Source organism: Dyella sp., from assembly GCF_035486915.1.
GTDB lineage: Bacteria > Pseudomonadota > Gammaproteobacteria > Xanthomonadales > Rhodanobacteraceae > Dyella_B.
This window is the reverse complement of sequence record NZ_DATHMR010000028.1, coordinates 1-12,076: the sequence shown is the minus strand read 5'-3', so window position 1 is coordinate 12,076 and position 12,076 is coordinate 1. Positions and strand designations below refer to the sequence as shown.

12 protein-coding genes are annotated in these 12,076 nt (G+C 57.1%); 8 read left to right on the top strand and 4 right to left on the bottom strand.

Features of this window, described 5'->3' with window-relative positions; genetic code table 11:
- Positions 1-37 precede the first annotated feature (37 nt).
- On the top strand, positions 38-1,282 hold the full coding sequence (locus VK725_RS03015) for a hypothetical protein (protein ID WP_325316578.1): 1,245 nt from the start codon (positions 38-40) through the stop codon (positions 1,280-1,282).
- Positions 1,283-1,558: 276 nt separating this feature from the next.
- Here the strand turns inward: VK725_RS03015 and VK725_RS03010 are convergent, their stop codons facing one another.
- The 3 genes from VK725_RS03010 to VK725_RS03000 form a co-directional block, all read right to left on the bottom strand.
- Positions 1,559-2,170: a protoglobin domain-containing protein gene (locus tag VK725_RS03010; protein ID WP_325316577.1), complete on the bottom strand. Its 612-nt coding sequence runs from the start codon at positions 2,168-2,170 to the stop codon at positions 1,559-1,561.
- A gap of 198 nt (positions 2,171-2,368) precedes the next feature.
- Positions 2,369-2,713, bottom strand: a complete 345-nt coding sequence (locus VK725_RS03005) for a carboxymuconolactone decarboxylase family protein (RefSeq protein ID WP_325316576.1) — start codon at positions 2,711-2,713, stop codon at positions 2,369-2,371.
- A gap of 79 nt (positions 2,714-2,792) precedes the next feature.
- The gene (locus tag VK725_RS03000; protein WP_325316575.1) at positions 2,793-3,794 is read right to left on the bottom strand and encodes a zinc-dependent alcohol dehydrogenase family protein; all 1,002 of its coding nucleotides are present in this window, start codon (positions 3,792-3,794) and stop codon (positions 2,793-2,795) included.
- A gap of 140 nt (positions 3,795-3,934) precedes the next feature.
- On the opposite strand from VK725_RS03000, the gene VK725_RS02995 reads away from it, so the two are divergent.
- Complete coding sequence (locus tag VK725_RS02995; protein ID WP_325316574.1) at positions 3,935-4,786, top strand: LysR family transcriptional regulator; 852 nt, start codon at positions 3,935-3,937, stop codon at positions 4,784-4,786.
- A 215-nt stretch (positions 4,787-5,001) separates the two neighbouring features.
- Complete coding sequence (locus VK725_RS02990; RefSeq protein ID WP_325316573.1) at positions 5,002-6,858, top strand: CocE/NonD family hydrolase; 1,857 nt, start codon at positions 5,002-5,004, stop codon at positions 6,856-6,858.
- 48 nt (positions 6,859-6,906) lie between these two features.
- Here VK725_RS02990 and VK725_RS02985 read toward each other — a convergent pair whose 3' ends face one another.
- Positions 6,907-7,872, bottom strand: a complete 966-nt coding sequence (locus VK725_RS02985) for a GlxA family transcriptional regulator (RefSeq protein ID WP_325316572.1) — start codon at positions 7,870-7,872, stop codon at positions 6,907-6,909.
- Positions 7,873-7,994: 122 nt separating this feature from the next.
- Between VK725_RS02985 and VK725_RS02980 the strand changes: the two genes are divergently transcribed.
- The 5 genes from VK725_RS02980 to VK725_RS02960 form a co-directional block, all read left to right on the top strand.
- Complete coding sequence (locus tag VK725_RS02980; RefSeq protein ID WP_325316571.1) at positions 7,995-8,636, top strand: HD domain-containing protein; 642 nt, start codon at positions 7,995-7,997, stop codon at positions 8,634-8,636.
- A 192-nt stretch (positions 8,637-8,828) separates the two neighbouring features.
- Positions 8,829-10,304, top strand: coding sequence for a catalase (locus VK725_RS02975; RefSeq protein ID WP_325316570.1), 1,476 nt, complete (start codon positions 8,829-8,831; stop codon positions 10,302-10,304).
- A complete protein-coding gene (locus VK725_RS02970) occupies positions 10,301-10,819 on the top strand; it encodes a DNA starvation/stationary phase protection protein (protein ID WP_325316569.1) in 519 nt (172 codons plus the stop codon). Before VK725_RS02975 ends, VK725_RS02970 begins: the two co-directional genes overlap by 4 nt.
- A gap of 259 nt (positions 10,820-11,078) precedes the next feature.
- Positions 11,079-11,420 (top strand): TonB family protein, encoded by a 342-nt coding sequence (locus VK725_RS02965; RefSeq protein ID WP_325316568.1) that lies wholly within the window; start codon positions 11,079-11,081, stop codon positions 11,418-11,420.
- Between the two features lie 120 nt (positions 11,421-11,540).
- Positions 11,541-12,076, top strand: a 536-nt coding sequence (locus VK725_RS02960; RefSeq protein ID WP_325316567.1) for a CC0125/CC1285 family lipoprotein, incomplete at its 3' end; no start/stop codon positions are given.

The following is a 12,076-nucleotide window of genomic DNA, read 5'->3' as shown; positions in this document are numbered from 1 at the left end:
TGTTGTCTGATGCCGCGCGAGGCGAAAGGAAGAACACATGTCTACATCATCCAAGTACGCAAGCTGGGCAAAGGCGCTCTCTTGGCCACGAAACGCGTTATTTCTTGCCTCCATCGTCGGCCTCTCACGGCCCGTTCTTGCATTTGAACAAACCGACATCCCCATGACGCCGGCAAAATGGCAAGCGAAGGGTGATGTGTTGTTTCAACACGATCAGGCCAAGCAGGACATCCTTGTCGTCAACAAAGGTTATGCGGAGCTGAAGAACACCAACTTCAGCAATGGCACGATTGAATTCGACACAAAATTTGTAGGCGAGCGAATTACCGGCATCACCTTTCGTCAACATGATGATGCGGCAGATGCATTGTATTTTCGGCCAAGCGCGGACTGTGCTGTCTCGGACGAATGCATCCAATACATGCCCACGGCACATCACTTGTTCGAATGGGACTTGTATGGACAATATCAAACGCACGCACCCATTAATCCCGATGGCTGGAATCACATAAAGTTGGTGCTCTCCGGCGCACGCATGAATGTTTTCATTAACGGTGCGCACGCGCCAACGCTAACCATCGGAACACTAGTCGGCGGCTTCCCGGACGGCTCGATCAGGTTGCATGGACCTGCATCCTATGCACACCTGAGCATCGCTCCTAATGTCGTTGATGGCTTACCTGCGGTGGCGTCCAGCGACCCAACGAAGGATGATCTCCGATACGTACGCGATTGGCTCGCTTCGAAGCCGTTCGTCATGCCCAGTCGCATGGATGCCACGCTTCAGGAAAACACCGGCATCGATCCCGTTTATTCGTCTATGCCAAAACCGACGGCGTCGTGGAAGCCCATCGCGCTCGACCCGGGTGGCTTGGTCAATTTAACGCGATGGTACGGCGATGCGCAGATCGGGCCGGCTATCACCGGCATTTGGTTGAAGACCACGCTCAACGCTGACCATGAGCAGATAAAGCACGTAGATATGGGTTGGACCAGGGAAGTCTGGGTCTTCGTGAACGGCAAGCTGGCGTTCCAAAGCAAGAATCTCTATGGCATCAAGAGTGCGAGCAAAGAGCCGGGCGGACGTTTGTCTCTTACCAATGGATCATTCGACCTGGCGCTACAAAAGGGCGCAAATCAAGTTGTCGTGGCTATCGACGATAACTTTGCCGGCGGCCAGCAGCATTGGGGATGGGGCTTGGAGATGCGATTGGCAAATACCGATGGCATTCGTCAGATTGGCGGCGCTGTCGCGAAAGCAAACGCTCCAAGTGCACTTTGAAAGCATAAGGGGCCAACGTCTTCACGATGCGTGTGCGATTGATCCATGATCGCCGGAATCGCTGTTCAACTCGACCGCAATCCGTATTGTTGATGTCTGGTGTCCGCAAGCCGGAAGGGAGAGGTATGTTTTTAGGGGCTTAATGCGTGGGCACAAATTAGATAGTTTTGCAGGCGATAATGCCGCGCTATCGGCTCGGATAGGCAGTAGACGGTCAATTTACGATTTAACGCACACGATTGCACAGCAAGGAGATGTCTTCGAGACGTGGCATTGTCACCATTCGGTGCTGCCGTTTTCGATTTCCATATACGGCTTTGCCCAAAGCGCTATCTGAATCTGCATCGATTTGCACCAGGCTTTGTGCATGTGCGCCACGTCGGATTCGTTATGGCCCTTGGCTTCCAGATACGGCTTTATCGTGTTGTTGAGAACGGCCAGGAAAGCGACGATGTCGCTATAGGGCACGTAAGGCGTCGAAACGGCATGGTCCGTTTGATTCTTCTTGTGGCTTGTATGCCTCAAGGCGATTTCCTGCTGATAGTTGAGCCAGTCCTGATCGTAGGGGCGCAGGCATGTATCCAGGATCCACTGCTGGAACCGGCGATTGCTTCGCGCCAGGTAATCGGGATTGGGTGAGCCATCGAGGTTTCGCGAGTGCCTTGCGAGATGCGGAATACTGGCGATGATGTTCGCCCGCCAGTGATTCACGATGCGCTCGACCTGATCTTCCAGCACAGGGGCGGCCATATGCAGATAGTGCGCGTCTTCCTCGGTGAAGCCGACCGATATCTTCAGCCGTTGAAGATCGTCAAGCGTTACGGACGATGTCGGAACGGCAGACGTGCCATAGGTGTAGCCAGGTATGTTACTCCCGTTTCCGTTCATGGAGCCGCTTCTCCGGTGGCATTTATAGATCACATTGCGTTGCGAATGCTGTCGCGCTTCAGCCGTCCAAATAACATCTCAGCTGCGACAGCTTTTCGCCGATGCGGGCGTAGCAGCGTGGACAAAGCGGCAGATGAGCCGCCCTCTCGGCGTCCTGCATTTCGGCGTTTAAAAGTTCATTGTTTATCGCATCACGGCTTATGTCGCTGCGCTATGCGCACTGACTGCGTCCATCACTCGGGCGGAATACACCAAGGCAGCGCCGGCGTTCAGCGCAATGGCAACGCCAAGGGCTTCGGCAATTTCTTCGCGCGTCGCACCGTGTTTCAGTGCTTCGCCCGTATGCACGGTGATACAGCCATCGCAACGCGTCGTTACCGCAACGGCCAGCGCAATCAGCTCGTGGGTTTTTGCATCCAGGTGACCCGTCTTTTGACCAGCCTTGGAGAGAGTTTGATAGCCGGCGAGCGTGTCGGGACTTAGCTTGCCGATTTCGCCAATACGGCCCATCAGTTCCTTGCGATATTCAAGCCAATTCATCATGAGATTTCTCCTCGCAGATTTGCAACGTGATAACCGATCGAGACAAACGCGTCGGCGCCGATACGTTCCGGGTTTTGCTTCAATGTTGAATACTGATTACGACTTTTCCTTGCGCTTGTCGGTCCTCGACAAGCGCATGTGCAGCACTGACGTCGTTCAGGCCGAAGGTGTGTGAATCCACCTGCGGTTTAATCATTCCCGCTTCGGCAAGACGCGTTGCCTCACGCAGGATGTCTCCATGATGCGCCTTACCTTCTCCCGTCAGCAGCGGCAGCAACGTGAACACGCCCGAGTACGTGGCAGCGCGGAAGGAGAGCGGTGCCAACGCGTGCGTCCCCCATCCCAGCGCGCTGACGACGTGGCCGAAGCGCGACACCGCTTTGAATGAAGCATCGAGGCTTGCGCCGCCCGCGGTGTCATACACGACATCGAAACCGCGGCCTGATGTATATGCGGCGACATAGTCGTCGACCTGCATTTGCTGATGATTGATCGGCGTGGCGCCCAATTGTTCGATCAGACCGGCGCGTGAGGCGGCGCCTGTTGCAAAAGCGGTTGCATTGAAGGCACGTGCGATTTGAATAGCGATGCTTCCGACGCCACCGGCGCCGCCTTGCACCAACACGGTTTGGCCTGCACGCAACTGAGCGCGATCGACCAACCCTTCCCACGCGGTAATGAAAATGAGTGGTAGCGATGCCGCCTCGCGCATACTGAAGTGAGAGGGCTTGAGCGCGAGCAGACTCGCATCGACCGCGGCGTATTCGGCGAGCGATCCTTGAACGCCACCGACGCCGCCGGTCATGCCGTACACCTCATCACCCACACGGAAGGTGGCGACGTCCGGGCCCACGGCGTCGACCACGCCGGCCAGATCGATACCGAGGATGGCCGGCAGCGGATGCCGCGCGTGTTCGGCGGCGCCGCTACGAATCTTCAGGTCGAGCGGATTGACGCCGCTGGCCATGATCCGCACCAGCACCTGACCAGACCGCGGTACCGGCCGGGCGACGTCGGTCAGGCGAAAAGGCGAACCGTAGTTTTCCAGGACGGCGGCTTTCATGGAGGTGGACTTGGCCATCGTGCACTCAGCGATCAAAAGGTATGAATCGCCAAGCTACGCCCCATTATTTTGTATGGAAATCAAAATAAGTGTATTTAGTCCATGCATAATTGCATGGCACCCCTTACGGGGTGTTCGAACCAATGCGAGGTGTGCCGATGGAATGGAGCGATCTACGCGTTTTCCTGGCCATCGCACGCGAAGGAACGCTCGGTGCCGCCGCCCGCAAACTCGGGCAAACGCAACCCACGATGGGCAGGCGATTGCAGGCGCTCGAACGCGCGCTGGGCCACCAGTTGTTCCAACGCACCAAGGACGGATTCGTGTTGACCGACGAAGGCGCCGCCGTACTCAGTCACGCTGAGCGCATGGAAGAAGAGGCGCTCGCTTTTCAACGTCAGCTCACTGGGCAGGAACAGCAACTGGATGGCATGTTGCGCATCACGTCGTCGGATTGGTTTGCCGAATACATCCTGACGCCTGTCATCGCCGATTTCTCAAAACAGTATCCGCGCGTGATCATCGAGCTGCTTACCGATTCGCGCTTCTTCAGCCTGTCGCGTCGCGAGGCTGATCTGGCGTTTCGTATTCAGCCGTTCGACGAGCCCGACGTCGTGTCGCGCAAGCTTTTGCGTATGCCCTATGGCGTATATATCGCGACGGATTACCCACATCCGGAAAAAGGCGACGGTACCGGCGCATCGTTGCTCGTGATGAACATCGCATTTGGCGGCATGCCCGAAGTGGCTTGGTTGCAACGCATGCTTCCCAATGCGCGTGTCGGTTTTCGCAGCAACGCCCGCTCTGTACAGGCCCGCATGTGCATGAAGGGCGCGGGGGTCGCTGTATTGCCGCGCCCGCTCGGGGATACCATCGACAGCCTCAAGCGCATCGATCTCGGCGAAGAGCCGCCCACGCGCGACGTGTGGGTTGGCTACCATCGCGATATGCGGCGCCTCGCTCGATTGCGCGCGCTGCTGGATATGGTTGTCGCTCAATTGGCCAACTGAGTGGACGACAAGCGGGAGCGGTTGCTTCGCCGCCGCGTCGTGATGCCTAACCCTCGATACCCGTCAAACGCTAAGGCGCAGCGGGTAATTCGAACAACGTCTGGCACTTGCCATACCGACTGCTTGCCCATTACTTATCGATGCTTCACGCGAACCACGCGTCAACGCACAGCTATTGGGGAGTTTTCACGATGTTACTTGGCATAACCCTAGCCATGCTTCTCGCCGGCCAATCCACGGCCGTTACGCCGGACATGATTCAGCAAGGCAGCGATATTCCCAAGACGTGGAATCCGCCCCGGACGGAATACAACTATGTCCGTCGAGAAGTGATGATCCCGATGCGCGATGGCGTGAAACTCCACACGATCATCGTCATACCCAACGGCGCGAAAAACCTTCCGATGCTGTTCGATCGCGGGCCGTACGGCGCATCAAACGATGTCAATCAAAACGTGCCGATTCTGCGCGATGCCGCGTGGAGCGCGCTGCGCGAATGGGTAGACGACGGCTACATCTTCGTGTCGCAGGATATTCGCGGCAAATACGGTTCGGAAGGCATCTACGTGATGACGCGGCCGCCGCGCGGCCCACTCAATCCCAGCAACACCGACGACACCACCGATGCGTATGACACCATCGCATGGCTGGTCAAGAACGTGCCCGAATCCAACGGCAAAGTGGGCATGATCGGATCGTCGTACGATGGTTGGACGGTGGCGATGGCTCTGCTGGGCCCGAACCCCGCATTGAAAGTGGCCGCGCCGGAAAGTCCCATGGTCGATGGCTGGCGCGGCGACGACTGGTTTCATAACGGCGCGTTTCGCCAAGGCAATCTCGACTACTTCACCGAGCAAAGCACAGTTGCCGGGGCGAGCGATCCTGTGCCGCGCGTGGGTTACGACGATTACCAGACCTACTTGAACGGCGGCGCCGCAGGCGTCTATGCCAACTCGCACGGCTTTCAGCAACTGCCCTGGTGGAACCGACTCTCGGCGCATCCTGCCTACGACGCGTTCTGGCAATTGCAGGCACTGGACAAACTGGAAGTCGCACACCCGTCACATGTGCCGACCATGTGGTTGCAAGGTCTGTGGGATCAGGAAGACATCTACGGTGCTGTGCACACGTTTGAGGCGCTCAAGAAAGCAGGCGCTATAGCCAACAACCATCTGGTGCTTGGCCCGTGGTTTCACAGTCAGATCAATCGCGCAGGCGAGTCGTTGGGTCCGCTGAAGTGGAACGGCGATACTTCGGCCGACTTCCGCAAGAATGTCCTGATTCCGTTCTTCGATCAGTATCTGAAAGACGAAAAGCCCGCACATCCCTTGCCGCGCGTGATGGTTTTCGAACCATCGGAAAAGCATTGGGAGTCGCTATCGGATTGGCCGGGCGTGCAACACCTCACGCCGATGTTTCTGAGCGCGAATCATCAGTTGAGTTTCGATCGTCCTGCCGCTGGCGAAGACAGTTACGTCTCCGACCCCGACAAGCCGGTGCCATTCATTCCGCAGCCCATCCGCTTCAGCGATCACGCGCAGTGGAGCACATGGTTGCTGCACGATCAGCGTTTCGCTGCCAGTCGTCCCGACGTGATTACTTTTCAGACGGCGCCGCTCGATCACGCAGTGCGTCTGCAAGGCAACCCAGTCGCGGACATTTTTGCAAAAATTACGGGCACTGACGTCGACTTCGTAGTGAAGATTATCGACGTCTATCCGCCATCGTATGCCGAGCAGCCAGAAATGGGCGGTTACGAGCTACCGATCAGCATGGATATTTTCCGTGGCCGCTATCGCCAGGATCTTGCTGCACCATCGGCGATTCCCGCAGGACAGGTGCAGGAATACAAATTCGGCCTACCCCCGGTCAATTACGTATTCCAGCCCGGACACCGCATCATGGTGCAGATCCAGTCCACCTGGTTCCCAGTGTACGACCGCAACCCGCAAACCTATGTGCCGAACATCTTCTTCGCCAAGCCGGAGGATTACCGCGCAGAGACGGTTAGCGTCATGCACGGAATGGGTGGGGAGAGTGCGGTGTTGTTGCCGGTGCAGAGGGAGCAATAGTCCTTTCCTGTTTGGGTTCACCGTTGAACACGTGCAGGGACGCACGAGCTATTGGAGTCGTAACGTGTGCTGCTTGCGATACTCGGCAGGCGTAACGCCAACGTGCTTCTGAAATGCCCGGCGTAGCGTGTCGGCATTGGCAAAGCCGCATTTGGAGGCAACCAGCTTTGGCGTGTCGTGTCCATTTTCCAGCAGCGACCGGGCCGCAGCGACGCGGCTGGCCTCGACCCATGCCGCAGGTGTTATGCCTACCTCTGCGTGGAATAGACGCGCGAAGTGCCGAGGACTCAACCCTGCACGCTTTGCCATGCTGGCAATGCTGTGATCCACATCCGGTGTAGCGGCAACCCAGCGCTGAACTTCCTGCAGCACCGAGCGCCCGATAGGCCGGCTTTCCCCTTTTCGGCTGAATTGCAATTGTCCGCCTGGCCGCTTGAAGTACATGACCAACTGCCCGGCGACACGCTTTGCGATATCGCGGCCCAAATCTTCCTCGACCAGAACCAACGCCAGATCCAAACCCGCCGTCACGCCTGCGGCAGTACGCAGTTTTCTGTCGCGGACATAAAGCGCGTCCTTATCTATCTGAATCTTGGGAAATGCGCGAGCGAGATCCTCAACCGCCGACCAATGGGTCGTGACGTGATACCCATCGAGCAAACCCGTTGCGGCGAGCACGAAGGCGCCGGTGCAAATCGATCCGTAGCGACGACTGCGCCTTGCTGTCGTGCGCAGCCATTTCAGGAGATGAGGTGACAGGGCGATCTTCCCGGCGTTTGGGGCTCCGGCAACCAGCAAGGTATCGATACGTTCGCTTCCCTCGCCGGCAATCTCATCGGGCAGCAGACGCGCCCCGGACGAACTACGGATGGGGCCGCGCTGACAAGCGATGACTTTCAGCGCGTAGAACTCCTTGCCCGCTTCGACATTCGCCTGCGCAAACACATCCAGTGGGCCGGAAACGTCGAGCAACTGGACACCGGGCAAGGCAACGACAGCAACCGTTTTGGCCATGTGGGATGAGTCTCCCGTACGTCCGCATGACGCGCGAAATGGCAGTATATGACGTATTACGCCTATTGAGGACAGCAATCGAGAGCCGGAGAATCGATATCCCCAGCCTATGGAGATCCATCATGTCCCTCAACATTCATGGCGTTGCCGTTCCCGACAGCCAGCTTGCCCGCGAGATTACCGAAGTGGTTCGCGATACAGCCTCTGCGCTGCTGTTTCATCACTCCAGTCGCGTGTATTACTTCGGCGCATTGGCCGGTAAGCGTCGCGGTTTGAAGTTCGATCCGGAATTGCTCTATTGCGGTTGCATGTTCCACGACATGGGGCTGACGCCCCGGCATAGCAGCGCCAACGAACGTTTCGAGGTAGACGGCGCCAATGTCGCGCGCGACTTCCTGAAGAGCCGTGGTATCAACCAGCAAGACATCGACACAGTGTGGACAGCCATCGCGCTGCACACCACGCCTGGCATCCCGCAGCACATGCATCCCGTGATTGCGCTGGTTACCGCAGGCGTCGAAATGGATGTGCTAGGCATGGCTTATGACCAATACAGCGATGCCGAACGAGACGCTGTCGTGCGTGCATATCCACGCGGAAACCAGTTCAAGGAAGACATCATCCAGACGTTCTACGACGGCATTAAACACAAGCCCGATACCACATTCGGCAACGTCAAAGCTGACGTGCTCGCCGACAAGGACTCGCATTTCCATCCCGGGAATTTTTGCAGCGTGATCCGCGGTTCGGCCTGGACGGCATGACGAAGCCTTTTCGCCAACGATCCGGTTTAAGCGAACAAACATGCGCTGGCCATATAGATGCGGGCTATCGATGACATTGAAATAATGAAATTCCAGTCACCTGTGGCGCGAATTAGAGTGAACCTCGCTGCGACAAACACCCAAGTGCTGAGCGAGATGCTGGCGCCCACTCTTTATATTGAGAGCATTGCCATGAACGACAAATCCAAATTTCCCCCTCTGACTCACGCAACCGGCGCACCTGTCAGCGACAACGTAAACATTCAGACCGCAGGGCCGCGCGGCCCCGCGCTCTTGCAAGACGTGTGGTTGATCGAAAAGTTGGCCCAATTCGCGCGCGAGGTGATCCCAGAGCGACGCATGCATGCCAAAGGTGCAGGTGCACACGGCACCTTTACCGTTACGCACGACGTCACGCGTTACACCAAGGCCAATATTTTCTCGGAAATCGGCAAGAAGACGCCCATGTTTGCCCGCTTCTCGACGGTGGCCGGCGAGCGCGGTGCCGCGGATGCCGAGCGCGACATTCGCGGATTTGCGCTCAAGTTCTACACCGAAGAAGGCAACTGGGATGTTGTCGGCAATAACACGCCGGTTTTCTTCTTCCGCGATCCGTTGCGCTTTCCCGATCTGAATCACGCAATCAAGCGCGATCCGCGCACAGGCATGCGCAGTGCAGATAGCAATTGGGACTTCTGGAGTCTGCTACCCGAAGCATTGCACCAGGTCACCATCGTCATGAGCGAACGCGGGATTCCGCGCACGTTCCGCCACATGCATGGCTTCGGTAGCCACACCTACAGTTTCATCAATGCAGCGAATGCACGCACCTGGGTGAAATTCCATTTCCGCACCCAACAGGGTATTGAGAACCTGACGGACACGGATGCGGAGACGGTTGTCGGCAAGGATCGCGAGACGCATCAGCGCGACCTATACGACAGCATCGAACGCGGCGATTTCCCGCGCTGGACGCTGTTCATTCAAGTCATGACCGACGCGCAGGCCAAGGCATTCCCGTTCAATCCTTTCGATCTCACGAAAGTCTGGCCCAAGGCCGACTATCCGCTGATCGAAGTCGGTTATTTCGAATTGAATCGGAATCCGGACAACTTCTTCGCGGAGACGGAACAAGCCGCTTTCTCGCCCGCGAACATCGTGCCCGGCATCAGCTACTCGCCGGACAAGATGCTGCAAGCTCGTCTGTTCTCGTATGCGGACGCGCAGCGCTACAGGCTTGGGGTGAACTTCAACCATATCCCCGTCAATGCACCCAAGTGCCCGTTCCATAGCTATCACCGCGACGGCACGATGCGTACCGACGGCAACCTGGGCGGTACGCCTTCCTACTGGCCTAACAGCAAGGGTGTCTGGACCGACCAGCCCCAACTCAACGAGCCACCGCTGGAGATCGATGGTGCCGCAGCTCATTGGGATCATCGCGTCGACGACGATCACTACCAGCAGCCCGGTGACCTGTTCCGCAAGATGAGCAACGCCCAGCGTCAGACACTCTTCGACAACACCGCGCGAGCCATGGGCGATGCCAGAGACGAAGTGAAACAACGCCACATCGATAACTGCACAAAGGCCGATCCCGAATACGGGGCCGGTGTCGCCGCCGCCGTGGCCCGCCTCGCGACCAACAAAACCCATGGAGATGCATGATGGACATGTCCTTGACCAAGACGCACAACTTAGCTGTCGTGGCGACAACGTTGCCGGCCGGCATAAGTGCCAAAGCCGTTTCCGAGATATCGGCCAGCCTTAACCTCATATTGGCCGATATGTTCGCCTTGTTTTTCAAAACGAAAAACTTTCATTGGCACATGACCGGGCCGCACTTCCGCGACTATCACTTGTTGCTGGACGAACAAAGTGCGCAGATTTTCGCGGCGACGGACCCTATTGCGGAACGAGTACGCAAGCTCGGCGGGACAACGTTGCGTTCGATGGTGCACGCCGTCAGGCTGCAACGCACCGCCGACAACGACGCGGATGATGTGGCACCGCGCGACATGCTCGCGGAACTGCTGGAAGACAATCAAAAACTCGTTGCCAGATTGAGAGAAGCCCACGCTTTATGCGACAGGCACGAGGATGTCGCTTCGGCCAGCCTCATCGAGAATTGGATCGACGAAGCCGAAGGCAGGGCGTGGTTCCTCGCAGAGACGATCGCGTAACGAATGTATCCATGCAGCAGGAGCGAATGAAGGGGCGCATATCGGTGGCCCCTTCATTTTACTTGCCAGGGTGGAAACATCTTCAAAATTAGCGTCACTTTGCCCTCCGGCTGCGAGCTCCTCTCGCTAGCTACACGCAACGCCTACCAAGTGACGTCAGTTTCACGCAAGCGAATGATCTGATTGGGTGGCGATAATTTTCATCGTCACCGGAAGCGGCCATAATCAGCGAAAGCTCATACATGTGTCAGGGGGACATATGAGTAGCGAATGTGGCCGGGGATGGTGCTGCGTTCTCGTGACGTTGCTGTTTGGCGATTTGTTCGCGGCTGGTCTGGCCACGGCAGACGATTGTGCAAGTGTGCATCTGATGATCGTGGGAACGGTGGCGCCGTACTACCCGCCCGAGGCCATCCACTTTCACCATGAAGGCATCCCCTTTGTGCATATCACCGTCGATGTCCACGGTGGTCTTCGCGATGTCCAAGTGCGGCAAAATTCGGGCTATCCGGAATTGGATCAAGCCGCGCCAGCGATGCGCGGACTACCAATCGTGCTCGGTATAAGCGCTTTAAGTGCGAAAGATGCTCCTGCCTTTTAGCAATTCAACATCATGCTGTTACGCCATCATCAGGTGTATGTGGCGTGCGTGTAACAGAGGAATCCGGGAAAGCTCATTAGGAGCATTTCTGCCATTGCATCCGATCGATCAGGGGGAAACATGAAGCGGTTATTCAAGATCATCGCATCGTTGCTGGTGGTGACGGTGCTTACGAGCTGTGCCACGGCTTACCAGAAACGGGGCATCACAGGCGGATACAGTGAGCAAAAGATCGACGATAGTCATTACGTCGTCTACTTCGACGGTAACGGTAAGACCAGCAAGGATCGCGTCTGGTATTTCTGGATATATCGTTGTGCGCAATTGACCGCGGAAAATGGCTATACCTATTTCTCGCTGGCCCCCGTTCAAAGCAGCATGAACAAAACGAGCAGCTTTGATACGGACGAACCTGGGCGTGTCTATCCCGCCGTCCTTATCGGCGATGCCAGCGGTCGCATCATTGATGTTCACGGTGGCGGCGGCGGTGGAGGGCATGCCGGTGGGTTCATCACTATCCCGGGTGGGGCTGGAACGATTGTCTCGTGGCATTCGAAAGCCATCGTTGCCATGTATGGCAGCAACGTTCCGCAAAGAACCTTCGTCGTGCGCGCGCAGTCGATATTGGACACACTCGGCGAATACATCCGATCGGG